This window comes from Tolypothrix sp. PCC 7712 (genome assembly GCF_025860405.1).
In the GTDB taxonomy this organism is placed as follows: domain Bacteria; phylum Cyanobacteriota; class Cyanobacteriia; order Cyanobacteriales; family Nostocaceae; genus Aulosira; species Aulosira diplosiphon.
On the sequence record NZ_CP063785.1, the window covers coordinates 6,071,481 to 6,096,622 of the forward strand.

At 41.1% G+C, this 25,142-nt stretch carries 16 protein-coding genes and 4 pseudogenes; 12 read left to right on the forward strand and 8 right to left on the reverse strand.

Annotation, left to right across the window (positions count from 1 at the left end; translation table 11 throughout):
• Positions 1-77 precede the first annotated feature (77 nt).
• The 3 genes from HGR01_RS24855 (at position 78) to HGR01_RS24865 (ending at position 5,541) form a co-directional block, all read left to right on the forward strand.
• On the forward strand, positions 78-1,013 hold the full coding sequence (locus tag HGR01_RS24855) for a ferritin-like domain-containing protein (RefSeq protein ID WP_045873154.1): 936 nt from the start codon (positions 78-80) through the stop codon (positions 1,011-1,013).
• 198 nt (positions 1,014-1,211) lie between these two features.
• Positions 1,212-1,958 (forward strand): isoprenyl transferase, encoded by a 747-nt coding sequence (locus tag HGR01_RS24860; RefSeq protein ID WP_045873155.1) that lies wholly within the window; start codon positions 1,212-1,214, stop codon positions 1,956-1,958.
• A 253-nt stretch (positions 1,959-2,211) separates the two neighbouring features.
• On the forward strand, positions 2,212-5,541 hold the full coding sequence (locus tag HGR01_RS24865) for a filamentous hemagglutinin N-terminal domain-containing protein (RefSeq protein ID WP_052335346.1): 3,330 nt from the start codon (positions 2,212-2,214) through the stop codon (positions 5,539-5,541).
• Positions 5,542-6,460: 919 nt separating this feature from the next.
• Here the strand turns inward: HGR01_RS24865 and HGR01_RS24870 are convergent.
• Positions 6,461-6,952, reverse strand: coding sequence for a DUF1772 domain-containing protein (locus tag HGR01_RS24870; RefSeq protein ID WP_096621775.1), 492 nt, complete (start codon positions 6,950-6,952; stop codon positions 6,461-6,463).
• A gap of 585 nt (positions 6,953-7,537) precedes the next feature.
• Between HGR01_RS24870 and HGR01_RS24875 the strand changes: the two are divergent.
• Together HGR01_RS24875 and HGR01_RS24880 are read left to right on the forward strand one after the other, a co-directional pair.
• A pseudogene (locus HGR01_RS24875) lies at positions 7,538-8,080 on the forward strand (carbonic anhydrase); the annotation flags it as partial.
• 289 nt (positions 8,081-8,369) lie between these two features.
• Complete coding sequence (locus HGR01_RS24880; protein ID WP_045873158.1) at positions 8,370-8,663, forward strand: hypothetical protein; 294 nt, start codon at positions 8,370-8,372, stop codon at positions 8,661-8,663.
• Positions 8,664-8,804: 141 nt separating this feature from the next.
• On the opposite strand, the pseudogene HGR01_RS24885 reads toward HGR01_RS24880, so the two are convergent.
• Both HGR01_RS24885 and HGR01_RS24890 read right to left on the reverse strand, forming a co-directional pair.
• Positions 8,805-9,686, reverse strand: a pseudogene (locus HGR01_RS24885) (sugar phosphate nucleotidyltransferase).
• A 69-nt stretch (positions 9,687-9,755) separates the two neighbouring features.
• Positions 9,756-9,893 carry a hypothetical protein gene (locus HGR01_RS24890; protein WP_155539528.1) on the reverse strand — a complete coding sequence of 46 codons (138 nt, stop codon included), beginning with the start codon at positions 9,891-9,893 and terminating at the stop codon, positions 9,756-9,758.
• Positions 9,894-10,135: 242 nt separating this feature from the next.
• Between HGR01_RS24890 and HGR01_RS41960 the strand changes: the two are divergent.
• The 5 genes and pseudogenes from HGR01_RS41960 to HGR01_RS24910 all read left to right on the forward strand — a co-directional run.
• Positions 10,136-12,196: pseudogene (locus tag HGR01_RS41960) on the forward strand (PAS domain S-box protein); the annotation flags it as partial.
• A 36-nt stretch (positions 12,197-12,232) separates the two neighbouring features.
• A pseudogene (locus tag HGR01_RS41965) lies at positions 12,233-13,750 on the forward strand (PAS domain S-box protein); the annotation flags it as partial.
• 69 nt (positions 13,751-13,819) lie between these two features.
• Complete coding sequence (locus HGR01_RS24900) at positions 13,820-14,200, forward strand: response regulator (protein WP_045873160.1); 381 nt, start codon at positions 13,820-13,822, stop codon at positions 14,198-14,200.
• Between the two features lie 680 nt (positions 14,201-14,880).
• Positions 14,881-15,480, forward strand: coding sequence for a hypothetical protein (locus HGR01_RS24905; RefSeq protein WP_168161026.1), 600 nt, complete (start codon positions 14,881-14,883; stop codon positions 15,478-15,480).
• Between the two features lie 103 nt (positions 15,481-15,583).
• The gene (locus HGR01_RS24910; RefSeq protein WP_045873259.1) at positions 15,584-16,486 is read left to right on the forward strand and encodes an alpha/beta fold hydrolase; all 903 of its coding nucleotides are present in this window, start codon (positions 15,584-15,586) and stop codon (positions 16,484-16,486) included.
• A gap of 109 nt (positions 16,487-16,595) precedes the next feature.
• Here HGR01_RS24910 and HGR01_RS24915 read toward each other — a convergent pair whose 3' ends face one another.
• Both HGR01_RS24915 and HGR01_RS24920 read right to left on the reverse strand, forming a co-directional pair.
• Positions 16,596-17,195, reverse strand: a complete 600-nt coding sequence (locus tag HGR01_RS24915) for a hypothetical protein (RefSeq protein ID WP_045873162.1) — start codon at positions 17,193-17,195, stop codon at positions 16,596-16,598.
• Positions 17,188-17,826, reverse strand: a complete 639-nt coding sequence (locus HGR01_RS24920) for a ParA family protein (RefSeq protein WP_045873163.1) — start codon at positions 17,824-17,826, stop codon at positions 17,188-17,190. Before HGR01_RS24920 ends, HGR01_RS24915 begins: the two co-directional genes overlap by 8 nt.
• 322 nt (positions 17,827-18,148) lie before the next feature.
• On the opposite strand from HGR01_RS24920, the gene HGR01_RS24925 reads away from it, so the two are divergent.
• Positions 18,149-19,531: a cytochrome P450 gene (locus HGR01_RS24925; protein ID WP_045873164.1), complete on the forward strand. Its 1,383-nt coding sequence runs from the start codon at positions 18,149-18,151 to the stop codon at positions 19,529-19,531.
• A gap of 517 nt (positions 19,532-20,048) precedes the next feature.
• Here the strand turns inward: HGR01_RS24925 and HGR01_RS24930 are convergent.
• Positions 20,049-20,633, reverse strand: a complete 585-nt coding sequence (locus HGR01_RS24930) for an acyltransferase (RefSeq protein WP_052335352.1) — start codon at positions 20,631-20,633, stop codon at positions 20,049-20,051.
• A 205-nt stretch (positions 20,634-20,838) separates the two neighbouring features.
• On the opposite strand from HGR01_RS24930, the gene HGR01_RS24935 reads away from it, so the two are divergent.
• Positions 20,839-22,713 carry a HEAT repeat domain-containing protein gene (locus HGR01_RS24935; RefSeq protein ID WP_045873165.1) on the forward strand — a complete coding sequence of 625 codons (1,875 nt, stop codon included), beginning with the start codon at positions 20,839-20,841 and terminating at the stop codon, positions 22,711-22,713.
• A gap of 52 nt (positions 22,714-22,765) precedes the next feature.
• Here the strand turns inward: HGR01_RS24935 and HGR01_RS24940 are convergent, their stop codons facing one another.
• Both HGR01_RS24940 and HGR01_RS24945 read right to left on the reverse strand, forming a co-directional pair.
• The gene (locus tag HGR01_RS24940) at positions 22,766-23,194 is read right to left on the reverse strand and encodes a hypothetical protein (protein ID WP_045873166.1); all 429 of its coding nucleotides are present in this window, start codon (positions 23,192-23,194) and stop codon (positions 22,766-22,768) included.
• Positions 23,195-23,274: 80 nt separating this feature from the next.
• Positions 23,275-25,083 carry an ABC transporter ATP-binding protein gene (locus HGR01_RS24945; RefSeq protein ID WP_045873167.1) on the reverse strand — a complete coding sequence of 603 codons (1,809 nt, stop codon included), beginning with the start codon at positions 25,081-25,083 and terminating at the stop codon, positions 23,275-23,277.
• Positions 25,084-25,142: the final 59 nt, after the last annotated feature.

Genomic DNA, 25,142 nt, shown 5'->3' on the forward strand with positions numbered 1-25,142 from the left:
AGTGCCAACTTCAGCCGACTGACAACAGAAAGTGCGATCGCTTAGGCTATTGGGCATAGAGTTAAATTATAAACATTATGCTGAATACCGCCAGCCCACAAATAGAAACATCGGCGGCGCAAAGCTTTTCTAGTCTGAATTACTGGCAAATACAGCACAGAATTAATTCTTTAATAGATAACTATCTTGCAGATGAAAAACTCCATGAACGCTTGCAAGATTTACCTTTACAATTTACCAATCCCCAACCGCGCCCTTGGAAACCTATTGATTGGCAAGCTATTAACCGCAATCAAATTATCGGCATCAACCCAGAAGTATTTTTATCCATCTTAATTGGTGCAATGGACACAGAAGCCCCAATTCGCGGTTACACCCAAACCAGCCGCAAGTATTTAGAGAAATTACATCCGCAAATGGCACGGTTTGTCGGTGGAACAGTCAGTAAAAACGGCGAACTCCAAGAAATTGGCTTGTGGGAAAAAGAAGAACGCCAACACACACCCGCATTAATGAAGATTTACACCCAATTAACAGGCGAAAAAATCACCCCTAAACAGCGCATCGTTAGAGGCTATCTCCCCACAAATGACCCCCAAGAAGACCTATATCGCCACGGCTTACATCGCGTAGCTACAGAATATGGTGCAACCTGTCTTTACCTGTGGCTGATGGCGCACACCACAGGCGCACTCCAAGATGTTCTCGAAGAACTCACCAAAGATGAAATCAACCACATGACTAAATTCTGGGGCTTTGGAGTCTGGGCTTTCCCTGATACCGGACTCATACGAGTAGGAAAAACCCTGATCAAAACCCGTTCCCAAACCTATCAACGTAACAACCTCATCCGTACCCTACGCCGGATGATGGCGACACTCAATTGGAATGCTTGGACTTTCACCAACAAAGCCACCCTACTATACACCTCCAGCCACACCATGCACCGCCTCTGGACATGGCACAACAGCCTCACCCCAGAATATCTCAATCATCTACTAGAAACCCGATAACCTCCTCACCCTCCAATACTTGTCGGTTAAGGGTAAAAGGGGAAGGGGAAAAAGGGCAAGAAAAAACCTTTAACCCTTACCCTTTAACCTTTTCCCCAAACCCAATTCCGAGTTGAAAATCCTTAACCGAGCAGTATTGCCTCACCCTCTCCTCTGCGTGAGCCTTCCACAGATCCACACATCAATACCAAAAATCTCATGAATTCCCTACCCCCAGACCTCAACCCCGAAAAAATTCCCCAACACGTAGCCGTCATTATGGATGGTAACGGTAGATGGGCTACTAGCCGAGGATTACCACGCATCGCCGGACATCGCCAAGGCGCAAGCACCCTCAAACAACTATTACGCTGCTGCAAAGATTGGGGAATTAAAGCCCTCACCGCCTATGCATTCTCTACTGAAAATTGGCAACGTCCCATTGAAGAAGTAGACTTTCTCATGCACTTATTTGAACGATTGCTACGCCGCGAGTTAGCCCAGATGCATCAAGAAGGCGTGAGAATTTCCTTTATTGGCGATTTATCAGCTTTACCTCCATCTCTGCAAACAGAAATGGAACGTTCCATGACAGAAACATTGCATAATCAAGCAATTCACTTTACTGTTGCAGTCAACTACGGTAGTCGCACCGAAATCACAAAAGCCTGTCGTCAAATAGCGCAACTAGCGCAAAAAGGTCAACTCAGTGTAGACGCAATCAATGAAAGCCTTGTAGAAAAATATCTCTACACAGCAGATACTCCAGCACCAGATTTACTGATTCGTACTAGTGGCGAGATGCGCTTGAGTAATTTTCTATTATGGCAAATGGCTTATACAGAGATGTACTTTACTGATATTCTCTGGCCAGATTTTGATACAGAAGCATTTCATCAGGCTTTGTTGAGTTACCAAAAACGCGATCGCCGTTTTGGTCAAGTCAAAGCTTTACTCTCAGCCTAACACAGCCTTTACTAGCTATCTCTGCTCCTCTGCAACTTCTAAGAAAAATAAAATAGTCAGTAATTTCACGTAAATTTTCAGTTATACTAATTTAAACGGTTAAATCCGTCAAAAATCGGCTCAGTTCCATGACTTGCCAAATGCGATCGCGGGTGTTTAGTGCCAAGTGTCCTGAAAATTTACTTAAAGTTCACATAAAAAGAGCACTTAAGTAAGTTTCAATAAACTTAATCTGTTAATTATATTTTTCCAAATGAGACAGATTGCTCAAAAGATTTTACTTACTAGCAGTACAGTTGTTTGCTGTATATTAACAAATAATATCGCTCAGGCACAAATTTCCTCAGATGGAACGCTGCCGACACCAAGCAATGTCAATCAAATTAATAATGTTTTTGAAATTACCGGAGGCACACAAGCTGGTAATAACCTATTTCACAGCTTAAGAGAATTTTCTATTTTTAATGGTAGTGAAGCTTTTTTTAAGCAAAGTCCTAATACAAGTAATATCGTCAATATTATTACTCGAGTTACAGGTGGATCAATTTCTAATATTGATGGATTAATCAGAGAAAACTATGGCGCAAATTTGATTTTAATTAATCCGAGTGGGATTAATTTTGGTGCTAATGCTCAACTAAACATAGGTGGCTCTTTTTTAGGAACTACGGCTAGTAGCCTCATATTTGCCGATGGTACAGAATTTAGTGCTACCAATACTCAAAATTCTCCTTTACTGACAATCAGCGTTCCCGTTGGCTTGCAATTTGGGCAGAATCCCGCAGCAATTCGCGTACAAGGTACAGGTCATAATTTCACGGTGAGCAATCCCATCTTCTCACCTGTAACCAGAAGCAATAGTTTAACAGGTTTGCGGGTACAACCAGGGCAGACTCTAGCTTTGATTGGTGGCAATCTCAGCTTAGATGGGGGTACTCTCACTGCAGAAAGTGGACGAATAGAATTAGGTAGCGTGGCTGGAGGTCTGGTTAACCTGAATCCAATTGTTGGCGGTTGGACTTTCAATTATCAGAGAGTACCTAGTTTCAGCGATATTGAGCTATCTCAAAAAGCCTTAGCAGATGCTAGTGGTAGTAATGGTTTTATCCAAGTGCAAGGGCGCAACCTTGTAGTACGCGATGGTTCACTAGTTTTGATTCAAAATCAAGGGTTTCAACCAAATGGCAACATCCAAGTGAATACTTCCGAGTCTGTCAAAGTCAGTGGTGTCAGTACAGACGGAAATATTCGCAGCAGTCTCACAAACGAAACAGTGGGACTTGGTGGTGGGGGAGATGTTGCTGTTTCCACTAGAAATTTAGTTGTGGAAGGTGGAGCCAGCATCGTTGCGAAAACCTTCACTCCAGCCACAGGCGGTAACATCAATATCAATGCCTTGGATTCGTTACAAGTGAATGGCGCAAGTATTGTTAATCCTAGCGTTACTAGTTCTATTGTTGCTGCAACTTTTGGCCCAGGAAACTCTGGCAATAACACCGTATCAACTAGAAGTGTCAGCGCCACAGGAGGAGGAACGATCGCTTCTGCTTCTTTTGGTAGCGGTAAAGGCGGAAATTTGAATGTTAATGCCGCTGATGTTGTAGAAATTATGGGTGTGGAACCCAACTTTTTTGCACCCAGCGCTTTATTGGTGACTGCATTTAATGCCGGAGATAGCGGTAACTTGACACTTAATACATCCAAATTAACAGTTCAAGATGGGGGGAGAGTTGGTACTTTAACCTCTGCCAGTGGTGCAGCTGGTGATGTTACCATTAACGCCCCTGAGTTCGTGGAAGTAAAAGGTACAGTATTAGGATCAGTCAATCCCAGTCTGATTGGCTCCGCTGCCAATTTAGTCGATCCCAGCTTGCAACAGCTGTTGGGCTTACCTCCCATACCCAGTGGAGCTTCTGGAAATGTGACAATTAATACAGGTCAGTTGCGGATTACAGATGGTGCTACAGTCACAGCCAGAAATGATGGCTCAGGAAATTCCGGATTTGTGAAGGTGAACGCTGGCTCTATTTTGTTAGATAGCGGAGGTAGTATTACATCCGAATTGGGAGGAAGCATCAGACAAGGGCAGTTTTTCTTCTTTTCACCTGTAACTTTGCTTGGTGGTAAAGGAGGAGACATTGCCATTTCCACCCAAAATTTAGTTGTCCGGGGAGGAGCCAGCATTTCCACTGCTACCTTTACAGATAGGGCAGGTGGCAATGTCGATGTCAATGCCTCCGATTCTGTACAAGTGAGTGGATTTGTACCATTTAATCCCAGTGCCATCAGTTTTATCAGTGCTTCCACCTTCGGTTTAGGTAAATCGGGAAATGTCAACCTGTCCACAGGAAAGCTGACCATTGCTGATGGGGGAACTGTGGGTGCTGCAACCTTTGGTACTGGTTCTGGCGGAGATATTAGCATCAATGCAACTAATTATGTAGAAGTCATCGGCGTAGAACCCAGCTTTTTGAAGCCTAGTATTGTGGGAGTTTCAACTTTCAATGGTGGCAATGCTGGTAACTTGACTATCAATACACCCAAGCTATTTGTGCGGGATGGTGGCAGGGTTGATGCTTCTACTGTTGCTACTGGTTCAGCCGGAAGCATTACAATTAACGCTCCGCAATCTGTAGAAGTAACTGGCACAATTGTGGGAACTTCTATTCCCTCTCAAATCAGTTCTGGAGCCAATATAGAAAGTGAAATCACTAGGCAGTTGTTTAGACTACCGCCTGCACCAAGTGGTGCTTCTGGTGGTGTGACGATTAATACTAGTCGATTAGTGGTCAAGGATGGAGCGCAAGTAACCGCCCGCAACGAAGGCTCAGGTAATGCCGGAGACCTGAAGATTAATGCTGGTTCTACTTTTATCGATACTAGAGGTGGCATTTCAGCTGCAACCATATCCGGCGAAGGTGGCAACATTTTCTTGCGGACAAATTCTCTAGTGATGCGTGGTGGCAGTCAAATATCTACAGAAACAGGCGGGACTGGCAATGGAGGTAACATTACAATTACTGGCAACAGCCCTGCTGATTTTGTGACTTTGCTAGAAGGTAGTAAAATCATTGCCAATGCCTTTCAGGGGAATGGCGGCAATATTAGTATTAATGCTCAAGCTCTGTTTGTGTGCCCAGAATGCCAGATTAGTGCCAGTTCTCAGTTCGGCATTGATGGACAAGTAAAGATATTGACATTTGATACTAGTAAAAATCCAGAAGTTTTGGACTTATCGCCAGAAATTGCTAAACCCGAAGAAGTAGTAGCGCAAGCCTGTCCAGCACAAAAGACCCAGAGTCGGAGTCAGTTTATTATCTCAGGACGCGGAGGATTACCACCCCGCCCCAGCGAACCCCTCAGCAGTAACACGTTGGCAAGTTTTGAGTCTACTTCTACTCAAGCAGAATCTTCAACAAATGCGATCGCCACAGCCAAAACCCATGTCTCCCCACTACCACCCCCAGCCCAAGGTTGGTATGTTAACCCCAATGGTACAGTCATCCTCACAGCAGATCCTTCTACAACTACCCCCTACGCTTCTGGCTTAAGTTCAGCATCATGTCATACTGCTGTTAATTAATGATCATAAGGATGCAGTCATTGGTAATCTTGAAGTAGCAATTTGACCAGATTTTGGATTTGATATTTTGGATTTCTCAAGCGTTGCATGAAAATTAGAATGCTACTTTTAATCAAATACAGTTCAGTTAAGAAAATTAATTGATAACAAAACCAAAAAACTAGTACAAGTCGGCGTAAATAGCGCAAAGTTGGCGGTGTCGGTTTCCGTCCCGCCAAACTTTGTAAGAGAAACAGACCATCTGTAATTGCTAAAAGGCTTGTGGTATAAGTATTCTTTCTTTTGACTTTTGACTCCTGCGGAGTTCGCCAGTTGCTTTATGCCGACGGCACTTCCTTCAAGTCGGCAAAGCCGCCCAACGGAGTGCCTTGGGAACCCGTCCACCGCACTGGCTCACTTTTGACTTTTGCCTTGTTGTACTAGTTACTCAACAAAAAAACAGAACAATAATTTTGGAGGGGGTTTGGGGGACGCAACCGTCACCCAATCGGGGGTTTGGGGGATTCTCCCCCAATTCTTCTAGCTTCTTTAATAAGTGACAAATCAATCGCTAATGAGCTTAACTGCACTGTATTGACTTTTAATCAACACTCAGCACTCATCTTTCAACTAATACCAATTTGAAAAAAGAATGCGACAGATTGTAGGGGCATGGCATTGCCCATTGGTGTCAACTTAACGTGAAACCCGCTTTGTAGCTAGGTTTTCGCCCTCACCCCCAACCCCTCTCCCGCCGGGAGAGGGGAGCAAGAGATTTAATTCCCCTTCTCCCCAAGGAGAAGGGGTTAGGGGATGAGGGCGCGAGGTATTTGTACAACGCCCGCCCTATATCGCTTTTAGCTTAAGTTGACACGTATGGGCAATGCCTTGCCCTCTAGAATATATTGATGTGTCGCAAACATTATTTGATTTGGTATAACTATTGCTTACAGAGAGCGATCGCCAATAAAGCAGCTGCGCTAAATGCCGCTATTGTTCGCACATGGTTCCAGAATGTCCAGTTAGCAAGATATCTAGCCCAGAGATTTGCGCCCTCAGTGCTATCTGGTTTGGCGATCGCCAGAGCATCATTGAGGGGTACATTAAAAGCAATTGTTACCAGAATTGTACCTACGAGATAGAATAGGCTCCCAAGCAGCAAGTAGACTGCACCAGGTTGATGTAACTTTGATAGTGATGCGATCGCCAGAAACAAGCAAGCCAATGCTGTTCCAAATAGCGCCACCATAAACCACGGATTGATGGCTGTAATATTGATGGATTGCATAGCAACAATGCCTTCTCTAGGCTGAAGCCGAGCCAAAGCACTCATCACAAAAGTGGAAAAGGCAAAGAAGACTCCCGCAACCAAAGAGCAGCCCAAGACTGTGAAAAGTTTTAATGTCAATAGCCAGTAATTAACATTTGTCATACAACCCTCTGCAAATGTATTATTTTTAGCTTCAGGAAAGAATTGATTCCCTACTATCTGATTCTTGTGCAACTATCAAAATCTTGTGATTATTTTTTCCTACTGATACCAATAAAAATAATATTGGCGATAGATAAATTGTTGTAGATGTACAATATTGTAGCGAGAGATACTGATTGCTTAGATCCTCACTTGTCAATACTGCTCGGTTAAGGATTTTAAACTCTTAATTTGGTTTGGGGAAAAGGTGAAAGGGTAAGGATTAAAGGTTTTTTCTTGCCCCTTTTCCCCTTAACCGACAAGTATTGCCTCACTTGTGAGGATGAGTACTAACAAGACTTAATGCAGTTAGAGAAAATACTAACTTTATTCCTAATTGCAGATTGCTGTTAAATTAAATGTATAACTAAAGATAGTAGTTGAGTAACATTACTTCAGCAATACAATAATAGGTTTCACAGGCAATGTATTCAGAGATATGACTAAATGAATTTAGCCAATAATTTTGATTGATATTATCTCACATTTTTGGGTAAATAATTATCCGAAAAATTTCAATTATGACCATATTGATTTAGGTGCCAGATGAAAAAACTGATTAGAGGATTGCGCGAATTTCAAAGTAGTTATTTCCCCGCCAATGAAGAACTATTTGAACAACTTTCTCAAGGTCAAAAGCCCAGAGTTCTCTTTATTACTTGTTCCGATTCGCGTATCGACCCCAACCTAATTACACAAGCTGGGTTAGGCGAATTATTTGTCATCCGCAATGCAGGCAACATTATTCCACCCTATGGTGCGACTAATGGTGGTGAAGGGGCAACAATTGAATATGCTATTCAAGCATTAGATATTCAACAAATTATTGTCTGTGGACACTCACATTGTGGTGCCATGAAAGGGTTAATGAAATTAGACAGCTTGCGGGTAGAAATGCCGCTTGTACATGACTGGCTCAAGTATACAGAGGCAACCAGACGGCTGGTAAAAGATAACTATAGCCACTATAAAGGCGAAGAATTATTAGAAATAATTATTGCGGAGAATGTACTGACTCAAATCGAAAATCTCCGGACTTATCCAGTGATTCGCTCTAAACTACACCAAAAACAACTTAGTATTTACTCATCGTTCGCGTAATCGATTCTGAAAATAAAGAATTCATCAAAATGGTTAAAAGGCTTACAAAAAAAGGATTAATCGCATCAAACTTTTATCCATATACCCTTTAGAGGCGTGGTTAGTTCACAGTGCGATGACGGTGCGATCGCACCGATACATTCAGATTCCTACTGAAATCTTTGAGGGAAATCGGGTAAGTGTAAGCTTTCTATTCTGATTACCAAAACCAAAGCTATATATAGTAGGAATTTCATGGTTTTTTGGGAATTAATTATTTCCGATTTGGATTACGCGAATGGTGAGTATTTACGCTTGGATATATCAAATTGAGACAGGAGATGTTTTAGTATACAATCCACAACAGCACGCCTATGTATTACTTCCAAATCATCTGCCCCCATCAGAAATAGATGAAACTTTAATTAGCCCCCCGTTAATTAGCAATGGGGACATAGATTTCCCAAAAAATGAACAACGAGCAGTTCGATTACCCAAGCAACTTCCTAGTTCTGAATATGAATGGTTTCCCATGACAGAACTTTCTCCAGAACAATGGGAGCGCATTTATCGAGGCTCAAAAACAAATTAATATCAATTCAAAATTTGTCTTCTCCCAAAGGGAGAGGCTACGCCAAGGAAAGTTTGCCAGGGCGCGGTCAATTCCCATACCCTGCAGCAACGGGTTCAGCGAAGTGGTTAGGCAATTTATTCAGCGTGAGTTGCTGTCATATTAGCGAAAATCAATTAATGTCTGGCGATAGGTATCTGGTAAACCAGTATCAAAACATTTACCTTTGATCACATAACCTGTCATTCCTTCTGCCTGACATAATTGATCCAAACAAGTTGTTAACTGAAATTCGCCACGATAGCGCAAATTTTCCTGAATACTTTGTGCCAAGTAATCAAAAATGTTTGGTGTCAATATATATAAGCCAAATACACATAAAAATTCATCTTCTGCCATACCTTCTACTCGTAGATGTTGGCGTGCATAATCAATACTGGGTTTTTCTGCTAGTTGAGTGATTTGCAACAGCGAATTGAACTCTTACCACACTCCTGTGACGCATCCTGCTTTATTAATGATTGCAGAGGGCATTGTAGTTAAGCTGACTACACTTTGATTCACTTGGGCATAAAGTTCAACCATTTGACGCGCACAAGATTTATCAATGTCAGATTTATAAACATGATCGCCTAACATTAATAAAAATGGCTCATTTTTTACCCAATCTTTTGCACAGAATACTGCATGACCATATCCTTCTTGTTGTGTTTGGGTTAATAGCACAACTTTCTTACCCAATTCTTGCAGATATTGGCTATATTCTTGATTGGCTGGTGAAAGTTTTTGCCAAAGTTCCTCTGGAGGTGGATTTTTAAATAAATCTGTAAAAACTCCTAAATCATCAGGTTGGACAACAATTCCTACTTCTGTAATACCCGCACTAATTGCTTCTTCTACAATTGCTAAAATTACAGGTTTAGCTCTACCATCTTGGTCAATAATAGGGAAAAGTTCTTTTTTGACAACTTGAGTTGCAGGAAATAATCTAGTACCAAAACCAGCAGCAGGAATTACCGCTTTTCTGACTTGATTGATTGGCATTCAGAACAATACCCCACTTATTTCAGATAATTCTCCCCTACTCTCTGGACATTTTCCAGAAAATATAAATTATCCCACTTTCAGGGGAACATATTCTTTCTCCTCTGCTGACATAGCGTTCGCGTAGCGTCCCGCAGGGATGGAATATTTTTTCAGTTGCAAGTTTCTTCCTTTAGCACTATGCTGTCCGTTCGCTGCTGCCTTCATGATAAATCTTGAACTGGACACAAGATGAGGGAGAAGAATGCAATTAAGGGATTTCCAAGAAATAAATTATTCCATCTTGTGGGGCGGGCATCTTGCCCGCCACATAAGCTGGGCGGACAAGATGTCCACCCCACAATAAATACTGGGATATTTTTTTATTTGGAAGTCCCTAAGGAAAAGTAAGCAATGAAGGCAATAGACTAGAAAAGTCATAGAATGGTCAACGCTGCTCCCCTGCTCCTATGTTTCCTCTACGTCCTTCCCTGACAAAAATTTCTTTGCGGTGGGTATTATTAATTCCTTTTGTTTTGCAAACAATTGGAGCAGTTGGGCTGGTGGGTTATTTTTCCGATCGCAGCGGTGAGCAAGCTGTGGAAAATTTAGCGAATCGGCTGATGCATGAAGTGAGCCACCGCATTAGCGATCGCCTCGATAGTTATTTGCAAACTCAGCAGCAAGCAATGGCGATCAACGCTCAAGCTGTAGAGCAAGGAAGTCTAAATATTCAAGATTTTGGGCAATTACGTAACTACTTGTGGCAGCAAATTACCCTATTTCCATTGCTGGGTAGTAATTTCTTTGTCAATGCACAGGGTGAACAAATTGGTTACGGGCGGCTTCAAAGTCAAGAGATAGTAGAACAAGCAAAACAGCTGACAAAAGAAAATTTGTCGATTGGTACTGTCTTCTTGAGCGAACTGCAAAAGTCTCATTTAGGCAAACGGAAACATTATTTAGTTGACTCCAAAGGACAGCCCAAAAAACTTGTTTACACCCTAGAAGTTGATAACCGCCAGCTACCTTGGTATGTTCATGCCAAAATTGCTAAAAAACAAACTTGGTCGCCAATTTTTCTGCATAAAGTCACTCCTTCTTTAGGAATTATGGCCTTGGCTCCAATTTACGATCGCGGCGGTAACTTCCAAGGAGTGTTTTTTTCTGATGTGTTGTTGTCAGAAATTAGTACTTTTTTAGATAATTTGCAGTTCTCACCTTCAGGTAAAGCATTTATTTTGGAGCGTTCTGGAGATTTGGTAGCGACTTCTACTTTAGAAATACCTGATTTATCCCAGGGAAAAGGTCAACTGCAAAGATTGCCAGCTGTGCAGAGTCAGGATGTGCAAACGCGATCGCTTGCTCAACAAATCTTGAAAAAGTCTGGTAGCTTCCGTCACATAAAAAAAGATACTCAAATGAGTTTAGAGGTTGATGGACAACGGTATTTTGTCCAAATCTTTCCTTACAGCGATCGCTATGGCTTAGATTGGCTGGTGGTAACATCGTTACCAGCATCCGACTTTATGAGAGAAATTGAGGCCAATAAAACTCAGACGGTGATCTTCTGTTGGCTAACGCTATTTGCTACTATCTGTATTGGTATATTTACGGCAAGCAGGATTACCAAGCCGATTGTCCGGTTGAGCGAGGCTAGTCAGGCTTTAGCACAAGGAGAATGGCAGCAACCCCTATCAGAAAAAATTGCGATCGCAGAACTCCAGCTACTAACTAAATCTTTTAATCAGACAGCTAAAGATTTAAAAGCAGCCTTTGAACGCGCTAAACTTGCTCTGAATGAATCTGAGGACAAATTTGCCAAAATTTTCCGCAATAGCCCCGATTTTATTCATATTATTAGCTTTGAGACTGGCTGCTATGTCGAGGTGAATGATCGCTTTTTAGAAATTACTGGCTATTCTCGTGCAGAGGTGATTGGTCATACTCCTTTAGAACTGGGAATAGCAGTACAACCGGAAAAATTATCACAAATGTGTCAGTTATTACGAACTGAGCAGCGTGTATACAATTTTGAGTTGGAATTGCGAACCAAATCAGGGGAAATTAAAATTGGCTTAATTTCTTCAGAATGGATTGAATTAGCAGGCAAACCTTACATTCTCTCTATATTTAAAGATTACACAGAACGCAAACAGGTAGAACTAGAACTAATACAAGTCCGAGAATTGCGAGAAGCAATTTTTAATGAATCTGCCGATGCCATTTTTTTGGTAGAACTACCCCCAAACAGACGGATTCTGGATTGCAATCAGCGCGCTGTTGAGTTGTTTGAGGTAGAAAGTAAAGCTGAATTAATTGGCATTCAAGGCAATATCCTACAGAAACAAAAATTCATGGAGGAAGAACTGGCTGAGATTGCTATCAAAATCGAACAGCAGGGATTTTGGAGTCGAGAAGTGGAATACCTAACCAAAAAGGGAGATTCCTTTTGGGGCAATTTAGCTATCAAAATGATTCAGGTAGCAGGACAATCTATGTATCTTGTCCGCGTGACAGATATTACTGATATTAAGCGGATAATTACTGCTCTACAGCAAAGCGAAGAAAGATTTCAGCTTTTAGCAGCCACTTCACCGGGAGTAATTTATACCGTTGTTGAATACCCCAGTGGCCCAGTTCGTTATGAATACCTCAGTCCAGCATTTGAGGAAATACATGAAGTTTCAGTGACAACAGCCCTTGAAGATGCTGCCATTACCATTAACCAGATGCATCCTGATGATCGTTTGGGTTATCAACAGGCAGTTGCATCCAGTATTGAAAATATGCAACCGTTTAAGTATGAATGGCGCATTATTACACCTTCGGGCAAGATTAAATGGATTCAGGCCAATTCTCGCTCCGAAAACAGGGAAAACGGAGAGATTGCTTGGCATGGGATAGTCCAAGAGATTAGCGATCGCAAACAAGTAGAGGCGGCACTACGAGAGAGTGAAGAAAAATTCCGTCGTGCCTTTGATGATGCAGCAATTGGTATGGCCTTAATTTCCCCTGATGGGCAGTTTTTACAAGTCAATCGTTCCTTGTGTGAAATGGTAGGCTATAGCGAAGCCGAACTGTTAAGGCTGAATTCCCTAGAGATTACCCATCCCGATGACATTGAGACCAATTTAGCAGCTGCAACGCAAGTATTAAAAGAGAAACAACGCATCTATCAACTCAAACAACGCTATATTCATCAAAGCAGGTCTATTATTTGGATTCTCATCAGTGTCTCTTTAGTAAGAGACCAGAATCGCCAGCCTCTGTACTTTGTTGCTCAAATTCAGGATATTAGCGAACAACAAGCTGCACTGCGCGAACGCCAACAAATCGACAAAATGAAAGACGAGTTTATCTCCGTCGTCAGTCATGAACTTCGCACACCTTTAACAGCTATTCATGGCGCTTTGGGAATGCTAGGAACAGGAATTTTTGCAAAACGCCCAGAACGTGCCAAAGAAATGCTAACCATTGCCTTGAATAACTGCGATCGCTTAGTACGTCTAGTCAACGACATTCTTGACTTAGAACGTTTGGACTCTGGCAAAACTCAGTTGATGATGGAGACTTGCCAAATTAATACCTTAATGCAGCAAGCTGTAGACACCGTGCAAGTGATTGCTACCCAAGCCGCCATTAACCTAGAATTCACCCCCTTATTTGTCACCATTACGGCTGCACCCGATGCGATCGTGCAAACTCTCATCAACCTCCTCAGCAATGCCATTAAATTTTCTCCCGCCAACAGTACAGTTTGGCTCAATGCAGAGTTAGTAACTGAGGAATTAAACTTAAAACAGACAAAATTTCCTATGACTAGCCCTTATGTTCTCTTTTCTATTAAAGACCAAGGACGAGGTATTCCCACGGATAAATTAGAGACTATCTTTGGCAGATTTCAACAAGTTGATGTCTCCGATTCTCGTCAAAAAGGTGGAACAGGATTAGGTTTAGCAATCTGTAGAAGCATCGTCCAACAACATAGCGGACAGATTTGGGTAGAAAGCATTGTTGGGCAAGGTAGCACTTTTTATTTTACGTTGCCACTAAATCAGAGAAAATTAAGTAAACAAAATTAATTACATATAATTGCATCAGTTAAGAGTTGCCTGAATTTCAGTAATGAGTTTTATTTTGCCTCACAAGTTATGACGAAACGCGTTTTAATTGTTGATGACGAACCTGATATTCGTCGTATTATCCAAGTATCCTTAGAAGAAATGGCAGGATGGAAAGTCAGCACAGCTCAGTCGGGTAGTGACGCATTACTGACAGTAAAAACCGGACATTGGGATGCCATTCTTCTAGATATTTCTATGCCCGATATGAGTGGATTTGATGTCTGTCAGAAGCTGCAATCCGATCCCGCTACACAACTGATTCCCATAGTGTTGTTAACAGCAAAAGTACAACCGAGCGATCGCCGTCGTTTTGCCCAGATGGGTGTCGCTGGCGTGATTGCTAAACCTTTCAACCCCGTTACTATATCTAACGAGGTAGCCCAAACTTTAGGATGGGAATTGTTCTAAGGCAATACGCTTGGGTTAAGAAAATTAATTGATAAGTAACCACGCAAAATTAATTACAGTCATTGCGAGCGCAGCAAAGCAATCTCAACCCTTGCGATTGCTTCATTACGCTCCGCTCCATTCGCAATGACATTGTGTAATTAATTTTGTTTAACTACTTAACAAAACCAAAAAACTAGTTACTCAACAAAAAAACCGAACAATAATTTTGGAGGGGGTTTGGGGGACGCAACCGTCACCCAATCGGGGGTTTGGGGGAGAATCCCCCAATTGATCTGGCTTGTTTAATAAGTGACAAATCAATCACTAATGAGCTTAACCCAAGCCTATTGTTTTCTCAGGTACTTTTACTACTGCAATCAACAGGCGATCGCACTTTTGATTATTGAGCCAATTTACACAATCCAGTAGAAATTTACCCACATAAAATTATCGACTCATACCGGAATCATTAAGTAAGTTCGTGGAAATAAACCAAACCATGTTACGAAACGTAAATAAGCTTGAAACTCTTACCAATGAATAATTCCAGCCTCAGCCAGTTATTTTTAATTTTGCCAACCTAGTTATTTAATTTTTACAAAAACTTACAATAAAATCACAAAAATTCAGAGATATCTCCCTGATTATCTGCATAAATAGCAGCTTTAATGGAATTGTCAATTTCAATAGACAATCCAATGTTACAAACAAACCGTAAATTGAACCAATTATTTTTAGCTGCTGTATTTTTAGTATTAGTAGAAACACTGAGCAATCCAAAAGTTGAAGCAAAACCGATAAACAATCTTCAGCAATTACCCACATCAAGCGTTATTGCAGCCACACCAGCATGGCAAGAATTTTCTTCATCTGAAGGAAAATTTTCTGTGCTTTTTCCTAATGGCAAAGTAGAAGAGATATCTCAGCCTGAAAATTCTAATTCCTCAGGTATTAAATCTTTAAAAATGCACGGTGTTACTGGAGATAAAAATGCTTTTATTGTGGGATATGCAGACTTTAGCATTGATGTCAGCCAGGTAGCTCCGGGAGAATTAATCGATGCTTTTCTAGAAGGAATGTTACAAAATGAAAGCAAGTTATTGAGTCAAAAAAATATTCAGTTTGAAGAATATCCCGGTAAAGAAATTAAAGTCAAAGATGAAAAAAATGGCACGATTTATAACAGTCGCTTTTTTCTGGTTGGACAGAAAATATATTTTATGATGGTTGGTAGTATAGAAACTCCTGAAGTTAGCGATACGCAAAAATTCTTCAACTCTTTCCAGTTGATTAAGTAATGCCAATTTAAAAACAGAATGTAACAGATCAGAAGGGCACAGCAATGCTGTGCCCTTTGAATTATTGGCAAAACTGTCCAAACAGTATGGTAAACTGAAGTTTATGTTTGGAAGTTTTTTACCTACAGCCGTTGGGCAACTACAAGAACCTGCTGCGATCGCACTTGCTCAAAGTATTCAATCTCAGGCGATCGCCACTCCTCTGGCTACTCAACCAATCAATACTACCTATGTACATCAAGGTAGTGGTGGTGTACCAATTTTATTAATTCATGGCTTTGATAGTTCAGTTTTAGAATTCCGGCGACTACTCCCATTATTAGCCGCAGAAAATGAAACTTGGGCTGTGGATTTATTGGGTTTTGGTTTTACAGAAAGACTATCTGGAATTAACTATAGTCCCACTGCAATTAAAACTCATCTTTATTATTTTTGGAAAACCCTCATTAACCAACCTGTAATTTTGCTTGGTGCATCAATGGGGGGTGCAGCAGCAATTGACTTTACACTCACCTATCCTGAAGCGGTAAACAAACTAGTGTTAATGGATAGTGCAGGTTTGCAGGGTGGTTCACCATTAAGCAAATTCATGTTTCCCCCTTTGGATTACTTCGCCACAGAATTTTTGCGTAATCCCAAAGTGCGCGATCGCATTTCTCGCGCAGCTTATAAAGCTCAACAATTGGTAACCAATGATGGTGTAGATTGTGCCGCATTACACCTACAAATGCCAAACTGGAGTCAAGCTTTAATTGCTTTTACTAAAAGTGGTGGTTATCGCGCTTTTAGATTTAAAAAATTAGCCGAAATTCAGCAGTCTACACTAATTTTATGGGGTGACTCCGATAAAATTTTGGGTACTAAAGATGCTCAAAGATTTAAACGCGCAATTCCCCACAGTCAACTTTTATGGATACAAGATTGTGGGCATCTTCCTCACCTAGAACAACCACAAATCACCGCTAAAAACATTTTAGAATTTGGCCGCAATACCCCTGAATTTTAAAAACGTAGGATGCGTTAGCGTCAGCGTAACGCATCCCTATTTTGCCAGAGGTACTGCGTTACAGCTACGCCTCACACACCCTTTTATATAGAATTCACGGGAAGCATTATCAATCAAGCAACCACATCTGCGAAGAACTATCTTCTGGTTCATCTGGTTGTGCGATCGCTAATCTTTCTGATGATCTATGTGATTTTCTATAATAGTCTTGACCATGAGTCTGTTTTACTGGTTTATAAGTTTCTTGTTGTTGCTTTAAAGCATTACTTTGGGCTACAAGCTGCGAATTAGCTTCTACAAATTTTTCTTGTTCAGCTTTCAAAGAATTAATTTCTTCTATCAGCTTTGAGTTAGATTCTGCTAGATGTAAAGCAGCTTGTTTAGCTTCCTCAAGTTCTTTTGTGAGCTTTGTAGCTAATGCTTTTTGTTCAGATACAGCTGATTCTAAATCTGTAACTTGTTTTTGGAGGTTGGTTTCTGTGGCGTGAGATTTTTCCAGACTTTCTTTTAGCTCTTTAATAGTATTTTCTAAATCAGCCTTGGTGGGTGTGGAACGCCTAGCTGTAGTTGATGAATCAGGTGTCTGCGTTGATGTTTCTGCTGATTCGCTAACAGCTTCAGCAGTTACCTCAATCGCTGTTTCACCTTCAGACGGCGTAAATTTTTGTGCTTCTTCTTGTAATAAATCAGATAGACGTTTTTTAACCATTATTCCTCCAATCAAGCTGTAATTCATTAGCTACACGACGATAGTCTAACTGCGCTTCCAGTGCGTGTTTACCTCGCCATTGAGTAATCGCCACACCCTCAAGTGCTGCTCTCTCGTGCGCTTTATAGGCGCGGATAAAGGTTTTACAAGCGGGGATTCCTAATCGCGTGAGGGTGTTTTGCGCCTCAACTGCTTCCCCAACACTCCGCGGATCGACTTTGGTAAGCAGCACCCGATGGGGAACTCCCAAAGGAATGACAGCTTTTCTGACTGTCTCAATTAAGACGGTTAGATCCATTGGTGCTGGGGGTGTGGGTAAAACGAGATAATCTGCGATCGCTACTACCGTCGCCAATGCTTCAGAGTGCAGCGCCGGAGGCGTATCCACTATTACTAAATCGTAACCTGTTAGCTTTCTTAAATCACCTAAAAGTTGCGGATTTGTTTCTTGAGATAGATCAAACCCCATACCATTCTGATTGCGCCCAAACCACCAACTGGCAGAACCTTGAATATCTGCGTCAATCAGAATTACATTGTATTTTTGGGCAAAGTTTGCAGCCAGATTGACTGCGGTAGTCGTTTTACCGACACCTCCTTTACCGTTGAGTATAGCAATGATGTTTGGCACTTTTTAACTTCCGACGCTGCCATATAAGAATATACTGCTTTGTGCCTCCACTACTTATTTTGCTAACACTTGCTTACAATTCCCAGCAGCCAGCAATCTCTTTCGTCTTTTGCCAACACAAAAGGCAAATGACCAATGACTAAAGACGGTCTAAATGTAAAAATTTACAATCTCGACGCGTATCAGTTTAACTTTATTCTAATAGAATTTGGCAATTAATTAGTAGCAAATACTCATATCTTGCGAGGGATTTTTCCGCCCTCAATATTAGAAAAACTTGTAACAATAAAAGCCGAAACTTATCTCATCCTCGGAATTTTATATGACACTCACTTACAGCTTACCTGATGGGCCAAAACTACCGCGTTGGCAAAGGCTTTTCAAGTTTGTGACTCAACCAGTGCAATATTTAGAAGGTTTTGCCAAAATCTACGGTGATTCATTCACTGTTTGGAGTAAGGGTGCTAACCATCTAGTATATTTTAGCCATCCCCAAGCGATAGAGGAGATTTTTACTGCCGATCCGAGTTATTTTCAGACTGGTGGGGGGGACGGAATTTTAAGATTGTTGTTAGGTGATAATTCTGTAATTTTACTTGATGGCGATCGCCACCAACGCCAACGGCAGCTATTAACCCCGCCCTTTCATGGTGAAAGAATGCGGGCTTACGGCCAAGATATTCGTGAAATTGCTGAACAGATAAGTAACGAATGGCAGATTGGTAAGCCTTTCAATATCCGTAACTCCATGCAAGAAATTACCTTGCGCGTCATTTTACGAGTAGTGTTTGGTTTGGATGAAGGTGAGCGGTTTCAAGAACTGCGGCAATTGCTCAGTTCTTTGCTAGATTTTATCGGTTCTCCTGTGCTGTTTGCTTCCTTCTTGTTTAAATTTATGCGACAAGATTTAGGTGCATGGAGTCCTTGGGGTAGGATAATCCGCCAACTGCAAAAAATTGACCAATTAATTTATGCTTTGATTCAAGAACGCCGGGCTGAATCTAACCACAATCGTCAAGATATCCTCAGTTTGATGATGGCGGCTCGTTATGAAGACGGACAACCAATGTCAGATTTAGAATTACGTGATGAATTAATGACATTATTGGTTGCAGGGCATGAAACTACTGCTTCTGCATTAACATGGGCTTTTTATTGGATTGACCAATTACCAGAAGTGCAAGAAAAGTTACTACAAGAACTAGATACCCTTGGTGTCAATCCTGATGCGAGTAGCATTGCTAAGTTGCCTTATTTAACAGCAGTCTGTCAAGAAACATTGCGGATTTATCCAATTGTGATCAATGGTTTTCTGAGGGTGGCAAAATATCCAATTGAAATTATGGGTTACAAATTACCTGTAGGAACCTTCATTGTTCCCAGCATTTATTTAGCGCATCATCGCGAAGCAGTTTACCCAAATTCTGATCAATTTCGCCCAGAACGCTTTTTAGAAAGGCAATTTTCCCCATACGAATACTTACCTTTTGGTGGTGGTAATCGTCGCTGTATCGGGTTAGCATTTGCTCAATACGAAATGAAAATTGTTTTAGCAACAATTCTGTCACATTTTCAAGTTTCATTAGTAAATAAACGTCCTGTGTCTCCTGTACGCCGTGGCTTAACTCTTTCCACACCCCCAGGATTGCGAATGATTGCAAGACTTCAAGTAAAGCGTGGAAATAGTTTAATTACTAATTCGTAATTCGTAATTCGTAATTCGTAATTAAGACGTAGGATGCGTTCGCCAAGGCGAACGCATCATTCAATTAGAAAATTACAGAAAATCTTTCTTCTATAGGAATCCGATTTAATTTCCGAAAAAATCTCAGTATATGTAGTGGCGTGGCATGGCTAAAATGTGGCAATATAATTTTCTTGTGGGGTGGACATCTTGTCCGCCCAGGAGGGGTGAGACACCCATCCTACAAAAGTTTTTTCATGCACTATTTTAGTCTAGACAGTCCAGTAGCGTTACACTTCGTGATAACGCACCGTATTCGAGACTTTGGTGCGTTGCGCTGCGCGACAACACACCCTACATATAATTCAAAATTAAATATGAGTCTTATATAGACCTCAATACTTGTCGGTTAAGGGCAAAAGGCGAAGGGGAAAAGGGACAAGAAAAAACCTTTAACCCTTACCCTTTCACCTTTTCCCCAAACCAAATTAAGAGTTGACAATCCTTAACCGAGCAGTATTGATATAGACCCTAGTTTTTAGCTAATATTTTGCTCGCTTGCAAGGCGTTGATAATGTTCTTTATCGCGATATTTAATAGTTCTCATCGGTTGATTACCAACAATTGCTAAAGGCTCAACATTGCCAGTGACAACTGTACCAGCTGCGATAATTGCTCCATCTCCAATTGTCACGCCAGGAACAATGAGAACATTACCACCAATCCAAACATTACGACCAATAACTACTGGTTTATGAATATAAACATTATATTCATAGGGCAGTTCATTACTTTGATAATCATGATTTGCAGACAGGATAACAACGTTAAATCCGATTGTACTATTATCGCCAATTGTGATGCCACCACGACCATCTAATAAAACATCCGGGCCAATATAAACTTTATTCCCTAGAGAAACATTTTGTGGATGCTCAATTTTGATATCTCGCTTAAATCGCACATCTGCACCACAAAATTTTAATTGCGGCTTCAGTTGTTGATGCTTGTAACGCCTAATTTTATTTTCTAAGTATTCTCCCCACTTGACTAAACGGGGTACTAAATTTTGCTCTAATATTCGTTCTAATTTATTCGTTACTTTATTTTTTAACTGTTGCATAAACATTCGCAAGATTTAGGAAACCAGGCGGGTATTAAATTACCAGCCATATTTGTTAGGTTTCCCAAGAAAAGCCATTTTATCGCAAGTGAATTGAGTCTTACTACAAAGAGGTTAGGCACTAAGACTTGACAGGCAGCCAAGTGATGTAGCAAAATCCAATTCAAGTCCCTTTCGTCCCACGTTGTAAAGTGGATAGGAGGCTATGCATGATTGGCAATATTTCTTTAACTGCGATGGCTGCGCCAACTTCTCTGACGAACGCACTCTTCTAAATCAAGGTAATTACCGCATTTTTGAGCCAGAGTGGAAAGCTGAAATTCTGTACTGGTTTAGGCGAGAGGATGTATCTAAGGCGCAAAAAGAAGAATTTATCCAGGCTTTAATAAATTTTGATGATAATTGCGGCGATTTTTATCGTTACCGCGCCTACTTCTTGGCTGCTGAAGCTTTAGCTTACTTCCCGGAATGCAGTTTAGGGGATGCGATTGTTGCACAACTGCTGAAATGGAGTTATGGCTATTTTCGTCAGGATAAGCGAGATTGGCAAATAGTTCCAAAACCTCTAGTTAAAGCAGCTAGAAAAACTCTGGAATTAACCGATAAAAACCGTGTAGTTGCTGCCTTTGTGGATTTAGTTCATACTACTGAAAGTCGCACAATTATGCGCCTAGCAGCAGAGAAATTAGCACAATTCGATCCGGGTAATCAAAGTGCATTTGCAGCTTTGGCGCTACTACATTCGGTTCCAAATCAGGAGAAAATAGCTGTTAGCAGTGAAAGTGCGATCGCATCTGTAATTCAAATTATGGAGACAACGCCAAACAAGTATAATTGCTGGGAGGCGATCGCAACTTTAGGAAAAATCGCTGTCGGTAATCAAACTGCGTTCGTCAAAGACGTTGGCGCAGCCATCGCATCTCTCGTCAAATTCTTGCAAATCAACCAAGGCGATAGAATTTGTTTAGATGCAGCTAAAGTACTTTGGCAACTCGATCCCGGTAATGCTGCTGTAATCCAGGCTTTAATTTATCTTCTGGAAAATTCTGCGAGTATATCTCTCATAAATTCCGTAGCTGCATATGTGCTGGAAATCGATCCAGGTAACAAAGTTGCTATTAATGTTTTATGCGAGTTAGTAAAAAATCTAGGACAATCCCCAGCAGATCCAGAGTATGCCAAATATATTGCATGGGCAGCAACTAAGAAGTTGTTAGAAATCGACCCCAGTCATCAACTGGCAATTAACGCCTTAGTTCAACTGATTAAGACTGCTCAAAATCATTCTTATCTTAATATAGCAGTTAAGGATTTGGGAAGTCTGGGCGCTGGAAATCAAGCTGTTATTGCAAGTTTAATTGAATTGATTTTTGCCACTAACAATGATTACATATTATGCGATGCAGCTTGGAGCTTAGGTAGAATTGATCCTGGTAATCAAATAGCGATCACTACACTAATAGAAAAAATTGTCACAACTGAGGATGAGTCTATTTGTTGTATTGCTGCTGTCTATTTAGGAGAGTTAATTCCTGGGAATATACTAGTAATTAACACCTTATCTCGGCTTCTGGAAACTACTCAGAGTGAGTGGGTGCAGATGTATGCTAGCGAAAACCTGATAAAAATTGATCCTGCTAATCCAAAAACGATCGCTACTTTATGCCAGATAGCACAAAACAATCCGTATAAATATGCATCATTTTTAATTATTGCAGTTCATAATTTTGAACAACTTGATTGCAGTGACAAATTGGTGCGAGACAAACTCAACGAAGTTATCACTACTCTTATCCAATTCATTCAAACCTTTACGCAGGATGATGACAATAAGAACTGCTGCAATAATAACGCCACTACTCAGTTATGCTATGAATCTTATTTAATGGATATAGCTGATGTTTTGACAAAAATCCTCCGCAGCGAACATCTACCGCAAGTCATTACAGCTTTAAAAGGCTACCTCAGCCAACCGTTTGCTAAAAATAGTTCTTATCGCTACGATGCTGTATTTCATATTATCTGGCATTGTGCCAATAATCTAAACTATCCAGATTTCTACACAGCTTGGCACAAATGATGAGATAAAAACTAGCGCAGAGGTAAGCAGAATTATTCTGTTTTCCTCTGCTTTACAAAGCAATCTGTTCTCGCATCCGTTGTTCTAACAATTCCAATAAACTATCGACATCTTTACCAATTTGCTCAAAACAAGCTGGTGGTGGTGGTTCTGGCGCAAATTGAATTAACTTAATTTCACCTTTACCAATACCAATCATCACCACTTCTACTTCTGGTTGATGATTCTCAATAATTCCTATAATTTCTTGCAGTCGATTTTCAACCCGACTATTTAATTTCTCTACCTCATCTTTTGGACAATAAACAAAATGCGGTGCTGGCTGTAAATCAATACCAATAGTACCCTGACTGTTACCATTTTCTAACCACAGTCCCCAAAACAGCGCCGCCAATTCTGGTTGATTTGCTTTGACAAATCTCTCTAATTGACTACGCCATTTACTATCGCCTGATTCCGGTTGGGTACTACCAAAAAACATAAATAATTCGTAATTTGTAATTCGTAATTCGTAATTCTCCCCTCTCTGCTTGCAAAGAGGGGTTGGGGGTGAGGTTGACTTTATCTCAAACCAGATTGTACGCGCCAGAGGCTAGCGTAAACACCGTTTTGTTCTAGCAATTGCTCATGGGTTCCAGACTCTACTAATTTCCCATGTTCCATGACATAAATGCAATTAGCATTACGGATGGTAGAAAGACGATGTGCGATCGCAATTGTGGTTCTATTAACTGTAATCCGTTCGAGCGATCGCTGAATTGCGGCTTCTGTTTCATTATCTACCGCCGAGGTCGCTTCATCTAAAATCAAAATCGGGGGATTTTTTAACACTGCACGCGCGATCGCAATTCTCTGTCTTTGTCCACCAGATAATTTTTGTCCTCTCTCCCCGACGATTGTCTCATAACCTTGGGGCAGGTGCATAATAAAGTCGTGGGCTTCTGCTACCTTCGCCGCTGTGATAATTTCTTCCTCAGTCGCTGCAAAGCTACCGTAAGCAATATTCTCCGCTACTGTGCCATGAAACAAAAATACATCTTGACTGACTAAACCAATGCAGCGGCGTAAATCCCGCAAATTTAAATCTTGTAAGTCAATACCATCTAAGGTAATGTTGCCAGTTTTGATTTCATACAGCCGCAACAAAAGTTTAACTAAAGTACTTTTACCGGAACCCGTAGAACCGACAATCGCAATTGTCTGACCAGCCGGAATTTGCAAAGATAGATTTTTAACTACCGGGAATCTATCTTGATAGGCAAAAGTCACATTTTTAAATTCCACTTCACCACGCACTGTCTTTGCAGGTAAAGCCCTATCACCGGGGTGAATTGCTATGGGTGTATCCAATAAATCCATGACGCGATTAGTAGAAGCCATTGCCCGTTGATATTGGTCAAAAGTATCCCCTAATCTAGTTAAAGGCCACAACAAGCGTTGAATTAAAAATACCAACACGCTGTAAGTCCCCACAGACATCTTGCCTGCCACAGATGCCATACCGCCGTACAATAGTAATGCTGTAAAACCCACCAAAATCAGCATCCGAATTAGAGGTACGAAGGCAGCAGAAAGTTGAATTGCTTTAGCGTTACTTTGCCTGTAAGCGTCACTGTCTTGCTTTAAGCGGGAAGTTTCGTAATCTTCAGCGGTAAAACTTTTAATCGTCATAATCCCGCTTAAGTTATTCACCAAGCGCGCATTCAAGAAACCCACCTTTTCCCGCACATTGGCGTAACGTGGCGCAAGCAACCTTTGAAAAGCAAAGGAACCCCAGAGAATAAACGGCATCGGCGACATCGCCATCCACGCTACACTAGGGGCCAAAACAAAGAAAGCACCACCGATAATGACTACTGTTGTGGCAACTTGGATAATATCATTAGCCCCTACATCCAAAAACCGCTCTAGTTGGTTAATATCATCACTGAGAATGGACATTAAACCGCCAGTGCTGCGTTCTTCAAAATAAGCTAATTCCAAATCTTGCAAATGATTGTATGCATCTAGACGCAGATTATGCTGAATATTTTGCGCTAAATTACGCCAAATCCGAGCGTATGCGTACTCAAAAACCGATTCTAGTATCCAAATGATGGCAGTGAGCAGGGAGAGAATTAAAAATTGTCCAAAGACATCTTTTACCCCTAACTGAGCAATAATAGAATCCTGTTGCTTAACAACGACATCCACCGCTACCCCAATTAAAGCGGGTGGTGCTAAATCAAACAGCTTATTCAGGATGGAACAACCAATCGCCAGCCAAATTTGTTTACGATACTGATGCCCATAATCCAAAAGACGCTGGAGGGGATGCACAGAATGCCTACGCTTTCTTGATACCTGATGAGATTTAAATGCTGTAGCCACAATGAGTCTCAGTTGCGTGCAATTGATATTACCACGACATTTGAACCAGGCGATCGCAG

Bases quoted from the DNA above. Each gene is read 5' to 3' on its own strand.
- HGR01_RS24855 (WP_045873154.1), top strand. From the start codon at position 78: ATGCTGAATACCGCCAGCCCACAAATAGAAACATCGGCGGCGCAAAGC.
- HGR01_RS24860 (WP_045873155.1), top strand. From the start codon at position 1,212: ATGAATTCCCTACCCCCAGACCTCAACCCCGAAAAAATTCCCCAACAC.
- HGR01_RS24865 (WP_052335346.1), top strand. From the start codon at position 2,212: ATGAGACAGATTGCTCAAAAGATTTTACTTACTAGCAGTACAGTTGTT.
- HGR01_RS24870 (WP_096621775.1), bottom strand. From the start codon at position 6,952: ATGACAAATGTTAATTACTGGCTATTGACATTAAAACTTTTCACAGTC.
- HGR01_RS24880 (WP_045873158.1), top strand. From the start codon at position 8,370: ATGGTGAGTATTTACGCTTGGATATATCAAATTGAGACAGGAGATGTT.
- HGR01_RS24890 (WP_155539528.1), bottom strand. From the start codon at position 9,893: ATGAAGGCAGCAGCGAACGGACAGCATAGTGCTAAAGGAAGAAACTTG.
- HGR01_RS24900 (WP_045873160.1), top strand. From the start codon at position 13,820: ATGACGAAACGCGTTTTAATTGTTGATGACGAACCTGATATTCGTCGT.
- HGR01_RS24905 (WP_168161026.1), top strand. From the start codon at position 14,881: ATGTTACAAACAAACCGTAAATTGAACCAATTATTTTTAGCTGCTGTA.
- HGR01_RS24910 (WP_045873259.1), top strand. From the start codon at position 15,584: ATGTTTGGAAGTTTTTTACCTACAGCCGTTGGGCAACTACAAGAACCT.
- HGR01_RS24915 (WP_045873162.1), bottom strand. From the start codon at position 17,195: ATGGTTAAAAAACGTCTATCTGATTTATTACAAGAAGAAGCACAAAAA.
- HGR01_RS24925 (WP_045873164.1), top strand. From the start codon at position 18,149: ATGACACTCACTTACAGCTTACCTGATGGGCCAAAACTACCGCGTTGG.
- HGR01_RS24930 (WP_052335352.1), bottom strand. From the start codon at position 20,633: ATGCAACAGTTAAAAAATAAAGTAACGAATAAATTAGAACGAATATTA.
- HGR01_RS24935 (WP_045873165.1), top strand. From the start codon at position 20,839: ATGCATGATTGGCAATATTTCTTTAACTGCGATGGCTGCGCCAACTTC.
- HGR01_RS24940 (WP_045873166.1), bottom strand. From the start codon at position 23,194: ATGTTTTTTGGTAGTACCCAACCGGAATCAGGCGATAGTAAATGGCGT.